At 63.4% G+C, this 21024-nt stretch carries 20 protein-coding genes; 12 read left to right on the top strand and 8 right to left on the bottom strand.

Annotated elements, in window-relative coordinates; genetic code table 11:
- Positions 1-152: 152 nt before the first annotated feature.
- The 6 genes from ACGYLQ_RS10325 (at position 153) to ACGYLQ_RS10300 (ending at position 7219) form a co-directional block, all read left to right on the top strand.
- Positions 153-1070 (top strand): iron-siderophore ABC transporter substrate-binding protein, encoded by a 918-nt coding sequence (locus ACGYLQ_RS10325; RefSeq protein ID WP_394442901.1) that lies wholly within the window; start codon positions 153-155, stop codon positions 1068-1070.
- Complete coding sequence (locus tag ACGYLQ_RS10320) at positions 1070-2071, top strand: FecCD family ABC transporter permease (protein ID WP_394442794.1); 1002 nt, start codon at positions 1070-1072, stop codon at positions 2069-2071. The genes ACGYLQ_RS10325 and ACGYLQ_RS10320 overlap by 1 nt, the downstream gene beginning before the upstream one ends.
- The gene (locus ACGYLQ_RS10315) at positions 2068-3099 is read left to right on the top strand and encodes a FecCD family ABC transporter permease (RefSeq protein WP_394442791.1); all 1032 of its coding nucleotides are present in this window, start codon (positions 2068-2070) and stop codon (positions 3097-3099) included. Before ACGYLQ_RS10320 ends, ACGYLQ_RS10315 begins: the two co-directional genes overlap by 4 nt.
- Entirely contained in the window at positions 3096-3920 is an 825-nt protein-coding gene (locus ACGYLQ_RS10310; RefSeq protein ID WP_322328361.1) for an ABC transporter ATP-binding protein, read from the top strand. Before ACGYLQ_RS10315 ends, ACGYLQ_RS10310 begins: the two co-directional genes overlap by 4 nt.
- Before the next feature lie 98 nt (positions 3921-4018).
- Positions 4019-6115 carry a TonB-dependent siderophore receptor gene (locus ACGYLQ_RS10305; RefSeq protein ID WP_394442788.1) on the top strand — a complete coding sequence of 699 codons (2097 nt, stop codon included), beginning with the start codon at positions 4019-4021 and terminating at the stop codon, positions 6113-6115.
- 60 nt (positions 6116-6175) lie between these two features.
- Positions 6176-7219, top strand: coding sequence for a siderophore-interacting protein (locus ACGYLQ_RS10300; protein WP_394442785.1), 1044 nt, complete (start codon positions 6176-6178; stop codon positions 7217-7219).
- Positions 7220-7226: 7 nt separating this feature from the next.
- Here the strand turns inward: ACGYLQ_RS10300 and htpX are convergent, their stop codons facing one another.
- From htpX to ACGYLQ_RS10285, 3 genes are all read right to left on the bottom strand, one after another.
- Complete coding sequence (gene htpX, locus ACGYLQ_RS10295) at positions 7227-8150, bottom strand: zinc metalloprotease HtpX (RefSeq protein WP_394442782.1); 924 nt, start codon at positions 8148-8150, stop codon at positions 7227-7229.
- Between the two features lie 153 nt (positions 8151-8303).
- Positions 8304-8552, bottom strand: coding sequence for a DUF6552 family protein (locus ACGYLQ_RS10290; protein ID WP_394442779.1), 249 nt, complete (start codon positions 8550-8552; stop codon positions 8304-8306).
- Complete coding sequence (locus ACGYLQ_RS10285; protein WP_394442776.1) at positions 8542-9246, bottom strand: SDR family oxidoreductase; 705 nt, start codon at positions 9244-9246, stop codon at positions 8542-8544. Before ACGYLQ_RS10285 ends, ACGYLQ_RS10290 begins: the two co-directional genes overlap by 11 nt.
- A gap of 130 nt (positions 9247-9376) precedes the next feature.
- Between ACGYLQ_RS10285 and ACGYLQ_RS10280 the strand changes: the two genes are divergently transcribed.
- Positions 9377-10252 (top strand): LysR substrate-binding domain-containing protein, encoded by an 876-nt coding sequence (locus ACGYLQ_RS10280; RefSeq protein WP_394442899.1) that lies wholly within the window; start codon positions 9377-9379, stop codon positions 10250-10252.
- On the opposite strand, the gene ACGYLQ_RS10275 is transcribed toward ACGYLQ_RS10280, so the two are convergent.
- Positions 10249-10905, bottom strand: a complete 657-nt coding sequence (locus tag ACGYLQ_RS10275) for a GntR family transcriptional regulator (RefSeq protein ID WP_209218339.1) — start codon at positions 10903-10905, stop codon at positions 10249-10251. The two genes, ACGYLQ_RS10280 and ACGYLQ_RS10275, sit on opposite strands and share 4 nt — an antisense overlap.
- A 173-nt stretch (positions 10906-11078) precedes the next feature.
- Here ACGYLQ_RS10275 and ACGYLQ_RS10270 point away from each other — a divergent pair, with 173 nt between their 5' ends.
- From ACGYLQ_RS10270 to ACGYLQ_RS10260, 3 genes are all read left to right on the top strand, one after another.
- Complete coding sequence (locus ACGYLQ_RS10270; protein ID WP_394442774.1) at positions 11079-11888, top strand: ABC transporter substrate-binding protein; 810 nt, start codon at positions 11079-11081, stop codon at positions 11886-11888.
- Between the two features lie 80 nt (positions 11889-11968).
- The gene (locus ACGYLQ_RS10265; protein WP_394442771.1) at positions 11969-12640 is read left to right on the top strand and encodes an amino acid ABC transporter permease; all 672 of its coding nucleotides are present in this window, start codon (positions 11969-11971) and stop codon (positions 12638-12640) included.
- A 73-nt stretch (positions 12641-12713) separates the two neighbouring features.
- On the top strand, positions 12714-13853 hold the full coding sequence (locus ACGYLQ_RS10260; protein WP_394442768.1) for an aminotransferase class V-fold PLP-dependent enzyme: 1140 nt from the start codon (positions 12714-12716) through the stop codon (positions 13851-13853).
- Between the two features lie 25 nt (positions 13854-13878).
- Here the strand turns inward: ACGYLQ_RS10260 and ACGYLQ_RS10255 are convergent, their stop codons facing one another.
- A complete protein-coding gene (locus ACGYLQ_RS10255; RefSeq protein WP_394442766.1) occupies positions 13879-15468 on the bottom strand; it encodes an ATP-binding protein in 1590 nt (529 codons plus the stop codon).
- 249 nt (positions 15469-15717) lie between these two features.
- Here ACGYLQ_RS10255 and ACGYLQ_RS10250 point away from each other — a divergent pair, with 249 nt between their 5' ends.
- On the top strand, positions 15718-16572 hold the full coding sequence (locus ACGYLQ_RS10250; protein ID WP_394442763.1) for a fumarylacetoacetate hydrolase family protein: 855 nt from the start codon (positions 15718-15720) through the stop codon (positions 16570-16572).
- Between the two features lie 31 nt (positions 16573-16603).
- On the opposite strand, the gene ACGYLQ_RS10245 is transcribed toward ACGYLQ_RS10250, so the two are convergent.
- Both ACGYLQ_RS10245 and ACGYLQ_RS10240 read right to left on the bottom strand, forming a co-directional pair.
- A complete protein-coding gene (locus tag ACGYLQ_RS10245) occupies positions 16604-18676 on the bottom strand; it encodes an ATP-binding protein (protein ID WP_394442761.1) in 2073 nt (690 codons plus the stop codon).
- A gap of 162 nt (positions 18677-18838) precedes the next feature.
- Positions 18839-19702: an alpha/beta fold hydrolase gene (locus ACGYLQ_RS10240; RefSeq protein ID WP_394442758.1), complete on the bottom strand. Its 864-nt coding sequence runs from the start codon at positions 19700-19702 to the stop codon at positions 18839-18841.
- 233 nt (positions 19703-19935) lie between these two features.
- Between ACGYLQ_RS10240 and ACGYLQ_RS10235 the strand changes: the two genes are divergently transcribed.
- Complete coding sequence (locus ACGYLQ_RS10235; protein WP_209218332.1) at positions 19936-20541, top strand: helix-turn-helix transcriptional regulator; 606 nt, start codon at positions 19936-19938, stop codon at positions 20539-20541.
- Between the two features lie 13 nt (positions 20542-20554).
- Here ACGYLQ_RS10235 and ACGYLQ_RS10230 read toward each other — a convergent pair whose 3' ends face one another.
- Positions 20555-20779 carry a hypothetical protein gene (locus ACGYLQ_RS10230; RefSeq protein ID WP_209218331.1) on the bottom strand — a complete coding sequence of 75 codons (225 nt, stop codon included), beginning with the start codon at positions 20777-20779 and terminating at the stop codon, positions 20555-20557.
- Positions 20780-21024: the final 245 nt, after the last annotated feature.

The following is a 21024-nucleotide window of genomic DNA, read 5'->3' as shown; positions in this document are numbered from 1 at the left end:
CAGTCCCAACCCATGATCCGATGAACTGACCTGTTGCATCCCCGCCCGCTGGGGCATAACAGGCAATAGTTTACTAAAAGAATCGGATTAAGGGGGCCGCGGTGCTCAGAACGTTGTCATTCATTTTCTTGGCTTTTGGCGCGACCGCAGCCATGGCGCAGGACTTTCCCGTTACCGTTGAACACGCCTTTGGCGAAACCACCATCGAAGAGCGGCCCGAGCGGGTGGCCTCGGTCGGTTGGGCCAATCACGAAGTGCCCTTGGCGCTTGGTATCGTGCCGGTCGGCTTCGCCCGCGCCTCATGGGGGGATGACGATGGCGACGGGCTGCTGCCTTGGGTGATCGAACGGTTGGACGAATTGGACGCCGAGGTTCCTACGCTCTTTGACGAGGGCGATGGTATTGACTTCGAGGCCGTAGCCAGCACCCAGCCCGATGTGATCCTCGCCGCCTATTCCGGCCTGCCGCAGTCGGACTATGAAACGCTTAGCCGCATTGCCCCGGTCGTCGCCTATCCCGAAGCGGCATGGACAACGACATGGCGCGAGATGATCCGCCAGAACGCGGCGGGCCTTGGCATGGCTGAGGAGGGCGAGGCGATGGTCGCCGAGATCGAAGAGCGTATCGCCACCGCCCGCGCGGCGCATCCCGAACTGGCGGGCAAGACCGGCATGTTCGTGACCCACCTTGATCCGCGTGACCTCAGCACCATCGGTTTCTACGCCGCCGCCGACCAGCGGGTGCAATTCCTGACCGACCTCGGCATGGCGACGCCGCAGGCGGTGCGCGAGGTCAGCGAGGCCGGGAAATATTCTGGCCGGGTGAGTGCCGAGCGGATCGACCTCTTTGAAGACGTGGACGTTGTCGTGACCTATGGCGATCAGGCGCGGTTGGACGAACTGGCCAAGAACCCGCTGATCGCGCGTTTCCCGGCGGTCGCCCGCGGCTCGGTCGTGCTTTTGGCGAATGACCCGATGGGCACCGCCGCGAACCCGACGCCCTTGTCGATCGACTATGTGCTCGACGACTACCTCGCGCGGCTGAGCGCCGCCGCCACGCGCGGCGAATAATGCAGGTGCAGCGCCCCCAACGGCTGACGGGCCTCGCGCTTTTGCTGGGCCTGCTGCTGCTGATGACCGGCCTGTCGCTGACCGTCGGCGCGCGCGCGGTGCCGTGGGGCGAGATCTGGGCGGGCATGACCGGCCGGATCGAGACCATCGGCGCCGCCGCAGTCGCGGTGCGGATGCCGCGCACGGCGCTGGCGATCTTGGCGGGCGCGGCGCTTGGCCTTGCAGGCGCGGTGATGCAGGGCATCAGCCGCAACCCTTTGGCCGATCCGGGCATTCTGGGCGTTAACGCGGGGGCGGCGCTTTTCGTCGTGGTGGGCATCGCTTGGTTCGACATCAGCGGCGCGCATAGTTTTCTGTGGCTCGGCATCGCTGGGGCCGGGGTGACGGCGGTTTTCGTCTATCTGATTGGCTCCGCCGGGCAGGGCGGGGCGACACCGCTGAAGCTGACGCTTGCGGGCACCGCGACCTCTGTCGCGGTTTCGGCCTTCATCATCGCGGTGGTGCTGCCACGCAATGACATCGCGGGCTCCGTGCAATCTTGGCAGGTCGGCGGCATCGGCGGCGCAAGTTTCGAGACGCTTTTGCCCGCCTTGCCCTTCGCGCTGGTGGGGCTGGCGCTGAGCCTCGCCTCGGCCCGGGTTCTCAACGCATTGGCCTTGGGCGAAGAGCTTGCCACCGGCCTTGGCCAGAGCGTCGCCTTAGGCCGGATCATGGCGGCGGCGGGGGCGGTGATCCTCTGCGGCACGGCGACCGCGCTTTGCGGGCCAATCGGCTTTGTCGGGCTGGTCGTGCCGCATCTGTGCCGGATGATCGCGGGTGTCGATTACCGGCTGGTGCTGCCGCTCTCGGCTTTGGCGGGGGCCTCCATGCTGGGGCTGTCGGACGTGCTGGGCCGTGTCATCGCCCGCCCGAATGAGTTGGACGTGGGCATCGTCACGGCCTTTGTCGGCGCGCCCTTCTTTGTCTGGACGGTACGCAATCACAGGATGCGTGGGCTATGAGCGATGTGACTGTCAGCGCACCCCGCCGTTTCCGCCCTGCCGCGACGCGGCGTGTTCAGGTGCTGGTCGCTTTGGCCGCGCTTGTTCTCGCGCTTATGCTTCTGACACTGAGCTGCGGGCGTGGTTGCCTGCCGCCGAGCGATGTCTGGGCCGCGCTGACGGGGGCGCCGGGGGCCAATGCCTCATTTGTGGTGGCCGATTTGCGCCTGCCGCGTGCGGTCATGGGGCTCTTGGCCGGGGCCAGCTTTGGCTTGGGCGGGGTGGCGTTTCAGATCATGCTGCGCAACCCGCTGGCCAGCCCCGATATCATCGGCATCAGCGCCAGCGCGGGGGCGGCGGCGGTCTTTGCCATCGTCATTCTGGCCCTCGACGGTTGGCTGGTGTCGCTCGTCGCGGTCGTGGCGGGGCTTGGGGTCGCGGCGATGATCTGGGCGCTGTCCTCGCGGCGCGGTGCCGCCGGGGCGCGGCTGATCCTGATCGGCATCGGCGTTTCGGCCATGCTTGACAGTGTGACGGCCTATGTGCTGCTCGAAGCGCCCGCATGGGACCGGGCCGAGGCGATGCGTTGGCTGACCGGCAGCCTCAATGGCATGCAGCTCGTCCAAGCGCTGCCCGTGGCGGGGGCGCTGTTGGTCTTTGGCGGGCTCTTGGCCGTTACCGCCCGCGACTTGGGGGTGCTGCGCCTTGGCGATGACACCGCCGAAGCGCTTGGCGTGCGTGCTGACGCCACGCGGCTGCGGGTGACGCTGGCCGCCGTCGGCCTTGTGGCCATCGCCACGGCAGCGACCGGGCCGATTGCCTTTGTCGCCTTCCTCTCTGGCCCCATCGCGGCGCGGCTTTTGCCGGGCACGACCGGGTTGCTGTTGGGGGCCGGGTTGGTGGGGGCTTTGCTGGTCATCGCGGGCGATTTCGCAGGCCAGTTCCTGCTGCCCGCCCGCTTGCCCGTGGGGGTCGTCACTGGCGCGGTCGGCGCGCCCTTCCTTTTGTATCTCATCGTTCGCGCCAATAGAAATGGAGGCACCCTATGACCCACGACCACCGTCTTGAAACGCGCGATCTCGGCGCGGGCTATGAAAAGCGCGTGATTTTGGAAGGGGTAACGCTCACCGTCCCGGCGGGGAAGATCACGGCCATCGTGGGCGGCAACGCCTCGGGCAAGTCAACGCTTTTGCGGACGCTGGCGCGGATTTTGCAGCCCAAGTCCGGCGCGGTTCTGCTGGATGGCGAAGCGGTGCACCAAATGAAGTCGCGCAAGCTGGCGCAGGTCATGGGGCTGCTGCCGCAATCGCCCATCGCGCCTGAGGGGATTGCCGTGGCAGATCTTGTCGGGCGTGGGCGGCATCCGCATCAGGGGCTGTTCTCGCGCTGGTCGGCAGAGGATGACCGCGCCGTGGCCCGCGCGCTGGCCGCGACGGGGACCGAGGAGCTGGCCGAGCGCGATCTCGACACCCTGTCGGGCGGTCAACGCCAGCGGGTATGGATCGCCATGGCCTTGGCGCAGGAGACCGATTTGCTGCTGCTGGACGAGCCAACGACCTTTCTGGACGTGGCGCATCAGGTTGAGGTGCTGGACCTGCTGGTCGATCTCAACATGGCGCAGGGCACGACGATCGTCATGGTGCTGCATGATCTGAACCTCGCCGCGCGCTATGCCGATCACCTGATCGCCGTAGGCGATGGCGGCATCCGCGCCGAGGGGCCGCCCGCCGAGGTCCTGACCGAGGAATTGGTGAAAACCGTCTTTGGCCTGTCGTGCCGTATCGTCAGCGATCCGGTCTCGCAGACCCCCTGCATGGTGCCGATTGGGCGTCACAAGATCGGGCCGCCACGCAAGAATGCCGCGGCCTGAAAATAACTGACTAATTTGGTCAGATTGACTCTGGTCTCCTGCGTATCATAGGGGTAAGGGAATCCCGACTGATTCACTAGGTTATTACGGAGACCGCCATGTCCTCTTCCAAACTCATCTCTTTGCAACTGGGGCGCGGCTCTCTCAAGACAGCGCTTTTGTGCTGTACGGCGCTGGTGCCGGGCACGCTTTACGCGCAAGAAGCCTACCAGTTGGATGACGTGATCCTCGAAGCCGAAGCGCAGACTTCGGGCGCGGCGGATGCCGAAACGGTTGTCGCCAGCGAGATCAGCAGCGGCGGCAAACTGTCGGGTGAGATCATCGATATCCCGGCCAGCGTCTCGGTCATTACCAGCCGCGAGATCGAAGCCCGCGGCGCGGATAGCGTGGAGCAGGTGTTGAACTACACCGCCGGTGCCAGCACCGACAGCTATGGCGCGGATGACCGGTTCGACTATTTCATCCTGCGAGGGTTCGAAGCCTATACCTACCGTGATGGGCTGACACTGGGCGCGAACTTCGGATCGGTCCGCGAAGAGCCTTTCGCCTATGAGCGCGTCGAAGTGATCCGCGGCGCGTCGTCGTCGACCTTTGGCCTTTCCGATCCCGGCGGCTCGGTCAACTATGTCACCAAACGCCCCCGCGACGAACGTTTTGGCAGTGTCTACACCTCGGTCGACTCCTATGGCAGCTTGGAAACCGGTGTGGATTTCGGCGACAAGCTGGATGAGGAAGGCACGCTCAGCTACCGTTTCACCGGCCTGCTGCGCAATGGCGAGCTTGAGTACCCCTATTCCGAAAACGATGAGATTTTCGCGATGGGCGGCCTGACATGGCGCCCCTCCGATGCGTCGGAACTGACCGTGATCGTCGATCACCTCAACCGCGATTCCGTACCCGGCAGCAGCGGTTTCCCGGCGGGCGGTGACTTTGACCGCAGCGATGTGTTCTACGGCGAGCCTGACTACAACTACCGCGGGACGGAGCGGACGACCGTCTCTGTTCTGGGCGCGCATGACTTTGGCAACGGGCTGAGCTTTGGCGGCACCCTGCGTTATAGCGACAGCGCCGATGACTTCGGCTATGCCTATGTTAGCGACTATACGCCGGATGACGACACCGTGGATCGCGCCTTCTTTGCCAGCGATGGCACGAGCGAGAGCATGATCTCCGACCTGCACCTGACCTATGAGGGGTTCCTCGGCGGGGCCGCCAGCACCACCACTGCGGGGGTCGAATTCTCTTGGTCCGACGAGTCTGACCAACGCTTCTATGGCCCGGCACCGTCGGTTGACCGCGACAACCCGACCTATACGGGCCGTCCGACCAGCGTGCCGATGTTTGCCGATCTTGACACCGAGACGGAGGGCAAGGCGATCTACGCTCAGCAAGAGCTGAACTGGAACGAGCGTTTCATCGCCTCCTTCGGGCTGCGGCACGACTGGATCGACGTGACTGAGACCAACAACCTTGCCGGCACGGTTCAAACCAACGACATCAGCGAGACGACAGGCCGCCTGGGTCTGACCTATAAGATCAAACCCAACCTCTCGGTCTTTGGGAACTACGCGCAGTCGGTCGTGCCCGCAGGCTTTGGCGTCGAGCCGGAAGAGGGTGAGCAGTTCGAGCTGGGCACCAAATGGCAGCCCATGGGGACCAACGCGCTGTTGACGGCCTCGGTCTATGACCTGTCGAAAAGCAACATCACCCGCACCAATCCGTCGACCAACCTGCCGGAAACCATCGGTGAGATCGGCGTGCGCGGTATCGATCTGGAAGCCAAGGCTGAGATGGGCGCCTATACTCTCACCGCCGCCTACAGCTATCTGGATGCCGAGATCAAAGAGAACGGCACCGCGGGCAACGTCGGCAACCGCCCCGGTCTGGTGCCTGAAAACGTCGCCTCGATCTGGGCCAGCCGGACATGGGAAAACCTTGGCCGCGGTGATCTGACAGTCGGTTTGGGCGCACGGTTCAACAGCGGCTACTACTACAGCGACAGCAACACCACGGGTGAGACGGGCAGCTTTGTCGTGGTCGACGCCGCGGTCAGCTATGACCTGTCCGAGCAGACTACCCTGTCGGCCAATGTCACCAACCTGTTCGACGAAAAGCACACCTCCTACGGTGGTTTCTACGCTGACTTCTACAGCCCCGGCCGTGAAGTCACTGTGAAGCTGGCCCATAGCTGGTGAGCCTAGAGCGCGGCACTCCCCTCGTGTGCCGCGCTTTCTTTTGACCGGGAGGAGCCACGGATGACCATCGCCAAAGCCAAGACCACCATCCCCATGGATGCCCCGCAGGAGATGCTGTCGCAAATCCTGTCGCATCTTGTCGATGACCACGGCATGGCGTTTCGCGCCAAGGGGCCGACGGGTCATGTGTTTGAGCAAGACGGCTACCGGGTAGAGTTCGATCTTTGCCCGCGTGGGCTGGAGGTCAGCCTGCAAGCCCCCGGCGAAAACGCCATGCAATTCTCGAAAGAGGGCATGGTCCATCATGTGGCGGAGTTTGACCCCGCGCTGGCCGATCGCATCCGCTGGCAGGGTGTGGCGCAAGAGGCCGGAGAGACGCCGCAGAACTTCCGTTTGTTGGAGGTGCTGAACAGCGAAATCCTCTTCGAAGGGATGCAACGCGTCACCCTGCATTACCCGGATATTGCCGAACTTGCCCCGCAGGGCATCCACCTGCGCTTGATCCTGCCGCGCGATGCCAGCCGCACGCCGGTCTGGCCGGTGATGGGCGCCAATGGCGCGCCGGTCTGGCCCAAGGGTGCGGATGAGTTGCACGCCCGCTATGTCACGCTCAAGAACATCCGCCCCGAGCGCGAAGAGGTCGATATCGACGTGGTTCGCCACGGCTCCGGCCTGATCTCACAATGGGCGCAGAACGCCCATGCCGGGCAGCGGATCGGCGCAATGGGGCCGGTGGGCATCAGCGCCTTGCCGAAAGCCTCTTCCTATTTCCTCGCCGCCGATGGCACCGGACTGCCCGCCGTGGCGCAGCTTTTGGCGCGGCTGCCGGAGGATGCGGTGGGCGATGTGGTGGCGGCCCTGCCGCGCGGCGTGTCTTATCGCGATTACCTGCCCAAGACCAAGCTGCGCGTCCATGCCCTGCCGCCCGCCACCTTCGAGGCCGAAGTGCTTGGCCATGCGCAGGCGCTGACGGATGACGGTTTGGGCTATGCCTTTTTCGCCGGGGAGTTCCAGAACGCGCAGCAATTGCGCGGGCATTTCAAAACCCAGCTCGGCATGGACAAAACCCGCCAGATTTGTACCGCCTACTGGCGGCGGGGCTAAGCGCGGCCTAGCGCCACGGCCCCGCGTCGCGGCGTCTGCCGGTTTTCGGGATGCGGCTGCTGCTGGTTGGGCGGGCGCTCTGTGTTCGCACTGGCGCGGCGTCGGGTGTCATCGCACGCAGGGCCGCGATGCGGTTCTCCGTCGCCGGGTGGGTGGCGAAAAGACTGTCATGTTTATGTGCGTGTAGCGGGTTGATGATGAACATATGCGCCGTGGCCGGATTGCGCTCTGCCGCGTGATTGTCGATCCGCGCGGCCCCCAAGGCGATCTTCTCAAGCGCGGAGGCGAGCCAGAGCGGATGGCCGCAGATCTCGGCCCCGGCCTTATCGGCGGCATATTCCCGCGTCCGACTGATCGCCATCTGCACCAGCGCGGCGGCCATGGGGGCGAGGAACATCATCATCAACGTCCCGATCATCCCCATCCGCTCACGCGCGCCGCCGAAGAACAGCGCGAAATTCGCCAGCATCGAAATCGCACCGGCGAAAGTGGCCGTGACGGTCATGATCGCCGTGTCATGGTTGCGGATATGGGCCAGCTCATGCGCGATGACGCCCGCCAGTTCCTCGCGGCTGAGGCTTTGCATCAGCCCTTTGGTCACCGCGACGGCAGCATTGGCCGGGTTGCGCCCGGTGGCGAAGGCGTTGGGCTGGGGCGTGTTGATCAGATAGACCTTGGGCTCGGGCAGGCCCGCATTCCGCGCAAGCTCTGCAGTCATGGCGTAGAGCCCCGCGCGGTCCCCCGGCGAGACGGGCTGCGCATTGTGCATCTTGAGCACCATGCGGTCGGAGTTCCACCAAGTGAAGGCGTTCATGCCCGCCGCCACCACCAGCGCGATCAGCGCACCGCCCGATCCGCCGATCAGATAGCCGACCCCCATGAAAAGCGCGGTCATCGCCGCCATCAGCATCGCTGTCTTCACATAGCCCATCTTGGTCTCTCGCGGTTGTCCTTTGCAAAGAGATATGGGGCAGGTTCGGTGCGGTGCAAGGCAGGCGGGGGGAGGGGACACGGTTCCCCCGCCGGATGTTATGCGGGGATACGGGGGGGCATCACGCAGGCGACGCCCGTCGACACACCGCCACTACTGACTGGCCATCCCCGCCAGCATCGCCCCCATAGCAACGAGGTGAACCAGCGTGATCGCCCGGTCATTCCAAAGCAGCCCGACGATCAGCCAGCCCAGAACCCCCACCACGAAGAGGTAGAGGTTCCACGGCGTCCAGCCGAAACCTGTGGCGGCATAGCCGAGGATTTGGATCACCGAGGCGATCCATTTGACCCAAAAGGCCAGCCGCTGCGGCGCGGCGGGCGCAAGCACCTCAGACGCCACGGGTCAGCCCGCCGTCGATGCGCCAGTTCTGCCCGGTGACATAGGCCCCGCCTTCGGAGGCGAGCCAGCCGATCAGCGATGACACCTCGGCCTCGGTGCCGTAGCGCCCCATGGGAATGCGCACGCGCCGGTCCTCAGTCTCGGGCAGGCTGTCGATAAAGCCGGGCAAGACGTTGTTCATGCGGATGTTCTGGCCCGCATATTGATCGGCATAGAGTTTGGCGAAACCCGCCAGCCCGGCGCGGAAGACGCCCGAGGTGGGAAAGAGCGGGTCCGGCTCGAAGGTGGCGAAGGTTGAGATATTGATGATCGCGCCGCCGCCCTGCGCCGCCATAATCGGCGTTACCAAACGGGTGGGGCGGATCACGTTCATCAGATAGACGTCCATCCCATCGTGCCAATCTGCGTCACTCATTTCCAGAATGTCGCCCTTCGGCCCATGTCCGGCGGAGTTCACCAGCACATCGACGCGGCCCCAACGGTCCATCGCGCCATCCACCAGCTGCGCCAGCGCGTCTGGCGATTGGTTCGAGCCGGTGATGCCAAAGCCGCCAAGTTCGGCGCCGAGCGCCTCCCCCTTGCCGGAAGAAGACAGGACGCCGACCTTAAAGCCATCTGCTGCCAGTTTGCGGGCCGCGCTGGCACCCATGCCGCTGCCGCCTGCGGTGATAAGGGCTACTTTTTCTGCTGTCATCGGATAGGCTCCATATACTAGGCAGCGATTGCGCTGCGGGGATATGCAGCGTCATTTAGGCGCTGTGATCTCGTGCAGCCAGCCAGCTGCTTTGTTGTGTGACTGTAGGAAATCTATTGTGCCGAATGAGATGCCTCTGCCGCCCTTGAACGGGCTTCGTGCCTTTGCCGCCGCCGGGCGTCACCTGAATTTCCGGGCCGCGGCGGATGAGTTGGGCGTGACTCAAGGCGCGGTCGCCCAGCAAGTGCGCGGGCTGGAGGATCATCTGGGGCTGCGTCTGTTCCTGCGCGAGCCGCGGGGGCTGGCCTTTACTGACGAGGGGCGCGCCTATCATCTGTCGGTGTCGCGCGCTTTCGAGCAATTGGCGGAGGCGACGGATGCCCTGCGCCACGCGCCCGCACGAGTGACGATCAGCGTGACACCGACCTTCGCATCCAAATGGCTGATCCCCCGGCTTTCGGACTTCACCCAAGCGCACCCCGGCATTGATTTGCGCATCACGGCGACAGAGCGGGTGGCGAGTTTTCATGCCGATGGGATTGACCTCGCCGTGCGACAGGCGCGTCCGCCCTTTGGGGTGAGCCTGAGGGCGAACTTGCTTTTCACGCAGGAGGTGGTGGCCGTATGCTCTCCGGCGCTGCTCGCGGGGGAGGGGGCGGTCGATGCCGCCACACTGGCGCGCATGACCCTGCTTCACGATACCCATGACCTCTGGCCGCGCTTTGCTGAAGAGGCCTTTGGCGGCAGCGTCAAGCCGGCCCGTGCGCTGCGGTTCAATCAAACGACCCTAAGCCTCGATGCTGCTTTGGCGGGGCAGGGGGTGGCGCTGGCAAGCCGCTTTCTGGTGCAGCGCGATCTTGAGGCGGGGCGGCTGCTGCGCCCGGTGCCGCATGTGATGGAAGGCGGGCTGGATTTCTACCTGCTTTCGCCCCGGCAGGGGGTGTCGAGCGCGGCGATCATCGTGCGCGATTGGCTCTGTGCGGTGGCCAAGGACGAGGCGGGTTAATCCTGCGCGCGGGCTTTCAGCCGCAGGAAGCTATCCTCTCCGGCCAGAACGTAGCGCAGCAACAAAAGCTCCACCTTGGCCGCATCGCGGGCGGTAAAGGCGCGCAGCATGTCGCGGTGCAAGTCGACGAGGGTTTCATGCGCGACGGCGTCGCGCAGCGTGGCCATGCGAACGGCCTGAATTTGGGCCATGTAGCGCAGGATCGTGTCGCGCAATTCGATGTTGGGCACGGCCATGATCCATGTGCGGCGGATGTCTTCGGAGGCGGCATAGAGGCTTTCGATATCGCCGGTTTCCAACGTGCGCTCGGATTGCTCAACCGCGCGGGTCAGGGTGGCGATGTCCTCATCGGTCAGCTGGTTGGTGGCCAGCGCTGCGGCGCGCGGCTCCAGCAGGCGGCGCAACTCGAAAATCTCGCAAATCTGGCGCATCGACAGGTTGGGCAGGGTGAAGCCCCGCGTCGTGCTGTCGAGGTAGCCTTCATGCGACAGGCGCATCAGCGCATCGCGCACCGGCATCCGCGAGACGTTGAACTCTTCCGCGACGGCGGTGTCGACAAAGCGGTCGCCATGGCTGATCTCGCCCCGCTGAATGCGCCCGAGGAAGATGTCGTAAATCTGATCTTTCATGTGGCGCTTGGCTGAGCGGGGCATTCCGACCTCTCTGAAAAGTATGCGATTGAAGGCCGAGCATGCGCAAGAAATACGCTTATGGCTAGGTATAAGTTTGCATACTTGGAAAATTCAATTGAATTCGTATACGAAAACTGGCAGCCAATAGGGGGAAGCTTGCCGCGCTGCGCGGGGGTGTTCACAGGGAGCAAAACATGAATCTGAAAAATAATCTGATCGTTGGCCTCACCGTCGCGGCGCTGACGACACTGTCGGGCGTCTCTGCCATGGCGCAGGACGTGCTGAAAATCGGCTCTTACCCGGCGAACCCGCCGTGGGAATTCAAGAACGAAGCGGGCGTCTTCGAGGGGTTCGAGGTCGACATCATCAATGAGGTCGCGGCCCGGCTTGGCAAGACGACCGAAATCAGCGGCTACGACTTCCGCGCGCTTTTCGTGGCCACCGCCTCGGGCCGGGTCGATGCGGTGATCTCATCGCTCACCATCACCGATGAACGGCTTGAGGCGCAGTCTTTCACGCAGCCCTATTTTTCGGGCGCATTGGGGGTCGGCACCAAGACCGACGCCGGGATTGCCGATCTCGACGGGCTGGAGGGCAAGCGTATCGGTTCCATCGCCACCTCTTTCCCGGAGAATTGGTTGAAAGAGCGGGAGGATGAGCTCGGCTATAAATCCTATTCCAGCTATGACACCACCGCCAATATGCTGACCGATCTGCGCAGTGGCCGGATCGATGCCGCGGTGAACGATATCGTCAGCCTGCGCTACGCCTTTGCCCAGCCCACGATGCAGGGCTTGCAGGTTTCGGTTGAGATTCCGACGGGCGATAAATTCGCGATCATGATGCCCAAGGGCTCTGAGCATCTGGAGGCGGTCAACGGTGCGATCACTTCGATGAAAGAGGACGGCACCATGGCGGCGCTCTATGAAAAATGGCTCGGCGTGGCCCCTGCCGAGGGCAGTCTTGCGGTGACCCCGCTGCCGGTGCCCACCTCGGCGGACTGATACCTTTGGGCCGGGGGCGGGGCGCCGCTCCGCCCACGGCCCAAAGCTCGCCCTCTGCGATCAAACTGACGGACTGCGCAATGGAAATCATCGACATCTTCTTCAATCTCGACGTGATGCGCCGTGCTTTCCCGATCTTGATGCGCGGGCTGCTTAACACCATCCTGCTGGGCGCTTCGGCGATTTTCTTTGGCGGTATCCTTGGCGTGCTGGTCTGTCTGGTGCGGCTCTATGCGGCCAAGCCGTTCCGGCTGCTGGCGGTTCTGTATACGGATATCTTTCGTGCCATTCCGGTGCTGGTGGTGCTGATCCTTGTCTACTACGCGCTGCCCTTCGCGGGCATCGTCTTTTCCTCATTCGTGGGGGCGACCATTGCGCTGGCGCTGGTGCTGGCGGCCTATACGGCAGAGGTCGTGCGCGCCGGAATCGAAGCCGTGCCGCGCGGCCAGTTCGAAGCCTGCGATGCGCTTGGCCTGTCCTTCTTTACCACCATGCGCAAGGTGATCCTGCCGCAGGCGTTTCGGATGATGATCCCGCCGCTGGCCTCCTATGCGGTGGCGATCATGAAAGACACTTCGCTCGCCTCGGTCGTGGCGATGGATGATCTGCTGAAACAGGCCACCGACGCGCAGGCGCTTTTCGCCAACCCCACACCGCTGCTGCTGGCCGCGCTGATCTACATCGTGATCCTTTGGCCGATGGTCCGTTTCACCGGCTGGCTAGAGCAGCACTACAAACGCGGCTACCGCTGAGCCGAAGCGGCCCCGTCCCCCACAAAATTACCGTCCCGCGCGCCTGCGCGGCCAACACCCTACGGAGATTACAATGTCCACAGAAACAGGAACGGGCGACGCCTATCTCCTTTATCACTCCATCGGGCAATACCCCGGCAAACATGCGGATATGCTGGCCGGGCTCACCGATTTCACCGATGCATGGGCCGCGCCCAACGGCGATCAATGGGCCGATGTCCTGCCCAAACGCCAGCAGTTCATTGACCTCTGGGCCCAGTTGATCGGCGCGCCGAAGGGCACCGTCACCACGACAGAGAGCGTCACCACCGGGCTGATGGCCGTCATCGGTGCGCTGCCCGAAGGCACCCTGCGCGGCAAGAAGGTCTTGGTGGCTGAGGATGGTTTCCCCTCTCTGCACTTCCTGCTCACCGGCCTGTCGAAGCGTTTTGGTTTCACGTTGAACACTGTGCCGATCCGGCAAGGGGGGCACTGGGTCGAGGCCGAAGACATCATCGCCCATTGGGATGAGGAGGTGGCGCTGGCCCTGCTCACTTGGGTCAGCTCGACGACCTCGCACCGGTTGGACATCCCGCAATTGGTGGCGCATGGCCGCAAGATGGGATCGCTCATCGGGGTGGATATGACGCAGGCCGTGGGGCTGCTGCCCTATGACGTGACCGCGCCGCGCGTCGATTTCGCCCTGTCGACCAGCCTCAAATGGATGTGCGGCACGCCGGGGGCGGGGATCGTCTATATGGATGCCGATTTGATCCCGCAGTGCCAGCCCGAGATGCGCGGCTGGTTCTCGCAAGGCAATCCGTTCTCATGGGACCTCGACGCTTTCGAATTCGCGCCCGACATTCGGCGGCTCGACAGTGGCACGCCCTCGACCGTTCCTGCGGTGGCCAGCCTGCCGGCGATGAAATGGCGCATGGGGCAGAACACCGAAGTCTTGGCGGCGCATAACCGCAAGCTGACCGCGCAGCTACAGGCGGGGCTTGAGGGGATGGGCCTGACCCTTGCCAGCCCGGCGGACCCGGATCAGCGGGGCGGCAGTCTCATGGTAGTTCTGCCCGATCACATCGACGCGGCGGATGTGGTGGCCCAATTGGCGGCGCTGGAGATTTACGTCGACAACCGCAGCCAGACCCTGCGCATGTCGCCGGGGGTGCTGACCACCGCCGCCGGGATTGACCGCACGCTGCACGCGCTTCGGGCTTTTCTGACCTGAAGCTCGCCGGGGCCGCGATGCGCCGTCAGGAGGCGGCCATCGCATCCGGCCGCCCTTCGAGCGGCGGGAAATCCACGAAAAAGGTCGTGCCTTCGCCCTCGGCGGTTTCAAAGCGAATTTCCCCAAGGTGCTGGTCGACAATGGCTTTGACGATGCTCATGCCCAGCCCATGCCCCTCTTTGACCCGGTAGCTGGAGCCGCGCGAAAACCGTTCGAAAAGAACCGGTTGCAGTTCCAAAGGCAGGCCGCTGCCGTGGTCTTTGACCCAGAACCCGGTGCCATCTTCCGAAAGGCCAAGCTGAACCGTGCCGCCTTCGTCCGAGGCTTTGATCGCGTTGGACAGCAGGTTCGACAACAACCGCGTGAGCCGCCCTTCGTGCAGCCGCAACAGCGGTGCAGGGGCCTCGGACGGGGTCATATCCAAGCCGACGCCGCGCTCTTTCGCGTAGGAGACCAAGGTCTCTGAGGCTTGGGCCAAGAGCGGTGCCAAGGGGCGTTCGGAAAACCCCGATTGATCCGGTCTGCGCAGGGTTTCGACATCCAGAATATCCCCCACCATCTGATCGATCGCCCGGGCGTTGCGCATCGCAAGCTGCAACAGTTTGCGCTTTTGCGGCGGCAGATCGTCCGGGTTTAACTCAAGCAGGCGCAGCGCCCCGGTCAGCGCGGTCAGCGGGGTTTTCATCTCATGGCTGACGGTGGCGATAAGCTGGTCCTTGGCGCGTTCGAACTCGCGCTGCTCACTGACGTCGCGCACCACGCCGAGATAGCCCAGATGCTCACCGCGGTCAGTCTCGACCTTGGCGGTGGCGACTTGCCCCTCGAAAGTAGAGCCATCGGCGCGGCGGCAGGCGACGGTAAAGCCGCTTTCCTTGCTGGCCGTGCCAGCGTTTGAAAGCTCTTCGCCCATTCGTTCGTAGCTGCCGAGGGTCTCGTAAAGAACCGCCGTCTGCCGCCCCAAAAGCGCGTCGGGGCTGTAGCCGAACAGTCTTTCGACCGCCGGGTTCACCATGGCCACGCGGCGGTTGGGATCGGCCATGATGATGGCCTCGGGCACGGCATCGACCATCGCCTTGAGCAGCCCGCGCTGTTCGCGCAGCGCGCGGCGCTCGGATTGCCGCGAGAGCTCGCTGCTCAGCCAGCGGGCGAGGAACTGGACGAATTGGGTCTGCGCCTTGCTGAACGGGGCGGGGCGCGGGGCGGTGCCGGAAAAGTTCAACGTCCCAAAGAGCGCATCCCCGATTTTCAGCGGTGCCCCAATGTAGCTTTCCAGCCCAAAGTTCTCGTAGCAGGGGTGGGCCGAAATCTCTTGCTGGCCCGCGTGGTGAAAAGAGGTCACATCGTCGTTGCCAAGCGTATGCAGGCAATAGGTGCCATTGATGTCGAAGGTGCTGCGGGGGGCGGGTGCCCAATCGGGCCCATGGACATAGACGCATTCATAGACCGGGTGATCCACGCGAGAGACGATGCCAAGTTCGAGGTCGAGCGCCTTTGTGCCCAGTTGCAAAAGCTTGGCGATCTTGTCTTCGACAGAGAGGTCAGGTTCGACAGCAAGCATATAGAGTTGCCGCAGCGGATCGTCGAAATCCGCCAGAGCGTTGTAAAAGTCGTTCATATTTGCCTCTGTCGTGATCTTTTCATCTGTCTTGGCGCGTGGGCAGATGTTTACCCAAGGTATCCCCCTCGGGCGCCGCTGCCAATGTCGCAACGGCTAAATTGGGGCAAGAACAAGACTTTTCACCCCGGTAAGCAGACGGATGCCGATTGGCAGAGACGGCGTGCGCCACTTTGCAAAGCGGTGGTCATCGCCAACCCAGTAGCTATGGTACGGCCAACGAGGGTTGCGAAGAGGGGAGATTTGACCATGCGATTGATGCGATACGGGGCGCGGGACGGCGCGAAAACGCCGGTGGTGCTGGATGCGGCAGGGCAGGCGCGGGATGTCAGCGCCCTTGTGCCAGACTTTACGTCCGAGACGATCCCGACGCTGCGCGATGTGTTTAAGGGCGTCGATCTGGAAGGGCTGCCGCTGGCCCAGACCCAAGGCCAGCGCATCGCCGCACCGGTCAGCCAGCCGCGCAACATCTGGGGCGTCGGGTTGAACTATTCCGACCATGCGGCGGAGGCGGGCATGGAGGTGCCGCGCGAGCCGATCCTGTTCAACAAGGCCAGCCGCACCTATTGCGGGCCGAACGATCCGCTTCTCTATTCCAAGGAGATGAGCAAACTTGATTGGGAGGTCGAGTTGGGTGTGGTGATCGGGCGTACCACCTTGAACGTCAGCCGCGATCAGGCGTTGGATCATGTGCTGGGCTATTGCGTTGTCAACGACGTGTCGGAGCGTGCATGGCAGGCCGAGCGGGGCGGGCAATGGGTCAAGGGCAAGAGCTTTCCCAACTTTTGCCCGACAGGGCCAGTGCTCGTGACGGGGGATGAGTTGGGCGATCCGGGCAAGCTGTCGCTTTGGACCGAAGTCAATGGCGAGCGGCTGCAAGATGGTTCTACCGAAAAGATGATCTTCGATGTGGCGACGATTATCTCCTATATGTCCGAATTCATCCAGTTGGAGCCGGGCGATCTGATCTGCACGGGCACCCCGCCGGGCGTGGGCATGGGGCTGAAACCGCAACGCTATCTCAGCCCCGGCGACCGGGTTCGGCTGGGCGTGCAAGGGCTGGGCGAACAAGAGCAAGTGGTGGAGCACCTGCCCGCGCGGTGAGCCGCGGTGTTGAAGAGCCGAGGTACGGCGCTCAGGCCACCTCGGCCTCCCGCGCTTCGGCGGCGGCGAGGGCAATGGCAGGGCGCAGGGGCAGGGTTAGCAAAAAGCTGCTGCCCTTGCCCATGATGCTGCTGGCGACAAGACTGCCGCCATGGGCGGTGGCGATGTCGCGCGAAATGGCAAGGCCCAGCCCGGTGCCGCCAAAGCGCCGGGTGGCGGTGGAATCGACCTGATGGAAGGGTTCGAAAACGCGCTCAAGCTCATCTTCGGGGATGCCGATGCCGGAATCCGTCACGCGGAATTCCACCACCTCCCCCCGGATGCGGCAGGTCAGCGAAATGATCCCTTCGTCGGAGAATTTCGTCGCATTGCTCAGCAGGTTGATCAACACCTGCTGAATGCGTTTGCCATCCGCCAGCATCACGCCGCTGGCCGATTTCACCTTTAACTCCAGCCCTTTGTCTTCGACCATCGGGCGCAGCTGATCTGCGGTCGGGGTGACGATATCGTCAATTTGCACCGGCTCCATCGCGATGGACAGGCTGCCCGCGTCGATCTTGGCAAAGTCGAGCACCTCGTTGATCAGGGTCAGCAAGTGATTGCCCGACCGCTCGACCGTTTGCATGATGTCGCCCAGTTTGGACATCGTCGCCGACAGCTTGGGAGAGAGCGTTTCGCGGGTCTGGGGATCAGCCTCGATGGCGTTGCATAGGTCACGCGCCGCCGGGGTCCGGTCGAAATGCCGCGCCAGGCGGACATGGCCCAGAATGACGGTCAGCGGCGTGCGCAGCTCATGGCTCAGCACGCCCATGAAATCGGTCTTGGCCTTGTTCGCGTCCTCGGCGGTCAAAAGCGCCTTTTTCAGATCGGTCACGTCGATCCGCAGACCCACGACGCTGCCGTCTTCCATCCGCCGGTCCGACGTGCGGATGATGCGGCCATCGGGCATGCGCTGTTCCGTCTCGAACGCGCCGTTCTCCCGTTTCTCCAGCCAGATGCGGATCCATTCCTCTTCCTTGCCGACGGCATCGGGAACCAGCCCGCGCCGTATGCTGTCCCGCACGATCCTTTCATAGGTCGAGCCGGGCTTCACCACGTCGCTATAGCCATGAATCTCGCGGTATTTTTCGTTGCAAAGCACCAAGGTGCCCTTGGCGTCATACATGACGAAACCGTGGTCCAGGGCTTCGACACCGGTGCGCAGCCGTTCTTCGGCAAGTTTGCGGTTGTCGGCCAGCCGCATGATGTACCACGCAAAAATCGTAACGCCGAGCGCGCCTTGCAGACGCAAGAGCCAGTTCAGCCAGAAGTCCGGGCGGTGCTCTGGCCAGCCGCCTTTGACCGTGGCGGCCAGTTGCCACGTGCCAAAGGCAAAGCTGAAATCGAGTTTGATCGGGTCGTCCAAGGTCAGTTCGGGGTCACCGATGATGGTCTGTTCGACCTCTCCCTCTGGCGTCAACTCGCGGATGGTCAGATCGTATTTCTCGGTCAGTTCGGGGATTTGCAACCGGGTGACGAGGGCGTCGTAATCCACCACCATGGAGAGGATGCCCCAAGGCGTGTCCGGCGCGGCAGTGGTGCCGGTTGAATCAAAGATCGGATGTCGCAGGATCAGCCCGCGCCCGCCCTGCACCAGATCGACCGGGCCGGTCACCAGCCCCTCACCGCTTTGCAAAGCCTGTTCGACTTTCGGCAATTGCGCCGCGTTCTGGCGGTAGTCCAGCCCCAGCACGCCGCGATTGGCCTCATAGGGGTGGACGATGGTGACAACGAGGTCGGGGGCCACGGCGAGGTTGATGACATCCGGGTTCTCGGCCATGAACTCTGCCGCGCGGGCGCTGAATTCGGATTGGGTGATCGTCGGATTCTCGCTGATGACGGTGGCCAATTCGCGCAGTTTCAGGATCTGCTCGAAGATATCCGCGCGGATCCGTTCGCGGACTTCGATCAGCTCCAAGGTGGTGTCGAGCTCCAGATCCTGCATGTAGGTCTGATAGGACAGCGTCTCGATCCGGTGGCCAAAGCCAAGGACAACGGCGCAGAGCGCGACCAGCACGACAATCCGTTTCGCACGCTGAGACAGCGCATTTCTGATCTTTTCCATGCCGGCTTTGCCCAAAATGGTCCCTGTCCTCCACGCTCCGGCCTTCTGAGGGCCGGATGCGCCCCGGGGGCATTAGACCGCACAGTTCTTTGTTGACGCAAGAAAAATACCCGGATGCATGCAAATGCCGGGGCAGTAGCGTCAATTTTGCATAAATCGCGCCTATGGGGGTGCGGATTGTCCCAGCAATTCAACCAGAACGCGACGCAGCAGGGCGATGTCTTGGGGGTTGGACATGCTGGGGGCATGGCCGCAGCCGGGGAATTCGGTCATGTCTGGCCGGGGGCCGCTTTGCGTCATGCGCTGTGCGGCCTCGGGTTGCAGCAGGTCCGACTGCGCGCCGCGCAGCAGATGGGTGGGCGTGCGGGTCCGTGACCAACGGTCCCATGTCGACAACTCATGCGCCGAGGCGGTGAATTGCACGGTGATGCGCGGATCATAATGCAGGGTCAGCCGCCCATCCCCACGGCGCCGCAGTGACGTGCGCGCCATGCGCTGCCAATAGGCATCTGCCGCCGGGCCAAAGGGGGCATAGGTCTGGCGCAGCCAGGCTTCTCCTTCGGCGAAACTGTTAAAGGCGGGCAGGCTGCCCACATAGGAAAGGATCCGCTGCACCGCGGCCTCGGGCAGTTCGGGGCTGATGTCGTTCACCACCAAGGCGTTGACCCGCCGCGCCTCAGGGCTAGAGGCCACATGCATCCCGATCATGCCGCCCAGAGAGGTGCCGAACCACGCGGCGCGGTCGATCTGGAAGTGATCCAAAAGCCCCGTCGCGATCTGCGCGTAATGTTCGACCGAATACTCCACCTCAGGGTCTCGCGCCCAGCTCGACCTTCCGCGCCCGATCATATCAGGGCAGAGCACATGGAAATCCCGCGACAGGGCGGCGGCGGCCTCATCGAAATCGCGCCCTGTGCGGGCCAGACCGTGCAGCATTAGCACTGCAGGTTTCTGGCGATCACCCCATTCGGCGACATGCACCTCATGGCCCATTACGGGGACAAAGTGGAAATGGGGGGCGGTCATTGGGGCGCGCCTTTCCAGATCATCATGGGCATAGCGCGGGTGATGCCACCCGCGCCCTTGCCCCCTGCCAGCCGTACCCGCGCGACCGCGGCCCGCGCGATCATGGCGCGTCCGCCATGCGCTTGCGTGTTAGCATCGCGTCCTCCCTGCACGGGCCAGCGCCGTGTTGCGCCGCCTCCTCCCGTCGACTAGCTTGCGGTTTCAGCATCGGAAATAGAGTTGAACGGAGCAAGATGGTGGAAATACGTACCGACGATTGCTTTGCGCAGGGGCGCTTTGAAGAGCTTGCCTTTGTTCATGCGCCCGTCGGGCTTGTGGTGACCGAGAACCGCTGCATCCGTGATTGCAACAACGCCTTCGCGGCCATGTTCGGCTATGCGCGCGGCGACCTGCGCGACCAGCTTTTCGCCATTCTCTACCCCTCGGATGAAGAGTTCGTAAATATCCGCGACCGCGGCGTGGACCAGCTGCGCAAGACCAATACCTATTGGGACGAGCGCATCATGGCACGGCGCGACGGCAGCCTGTTCTGGTGCCGGGTGCGCGGCCATTCCTTCACCCCCGAACGCCCGCTCGACCGCGCGGTCTGGAGCTTTGCGGACCTTTCTGCCGAGCGGCCCTATCTGCCGCTGACCCGGCGCGAGCGCGAGATCCTGAGCCATCTGGCAGAGGGGCTGACCAGCAAGCAAATCGCGCTCAACCTCGATATTTCGCACCGGACGGTAGAGGTCTATCGCGCGAAACTGCTCAAGAAATTCGGGGTCAGCAATACGTCGGGCCTGTTTCATTCGCTGGGCGGGATCGACAGTGACCATGTGGTGTCCAACAGTTCGAAGTGAGCGGTCTCGCGGCTTAGCCCGCGTCATTTCGTTCATCGCCCTGTTCGGCGCTTTGTGGGGGCGGGGCCGCGGCAGGCTGCGCCTCACCGTCGGATTTGCCCGCCTTTTCAGCGGCTTCGGCCATCGCGTCGGCCTGAGCGTAGAGGCTGCGAATCTCCATCAGATCGGCCTGCGTGGGCGTCTTGCTTTCTGCCTTTTCGTCAGAGGGCTTCGAGGGTGGGGTTTCACTATCTGTCACTGCAAAATCCGCGTTTTGACCATAAAACACACGGCTAATTCCGTGGGGTGAGCACAAGCTACCGGCCTGAAATTGCGCCGCCAATTGGGCAAAGCCCCAGCCGGGTCAGGGTTATCCCCTATAGTCGGGAACAAGCTGCTGAAATTAGGGCAGATATTTTCACGAAATTTTGGCGCGCCATCGTATACGCGTATTGCGAGGCAGATTAATCGCTCTTTGTCAGGGTTTCCCCCAATAGACAGGGG

The sequence above is a fragment of the Sulfitobacter sp. 1A12779 genome (genome assembly GCF_043557315.1).
GTDB classification, from domain to species: Bacteria; Pseudomonadota; Alphaproteobacteria; order Rhodobacterales; family Rhodobacteraceae; genus Sulfitobacter; species Sulfitobacter faviae.
The sequence above is the reverse complement of the archived record's forward strand: the minus strand, read 5'-3'. Positions and strand labels throughout refer to the sequence as shown.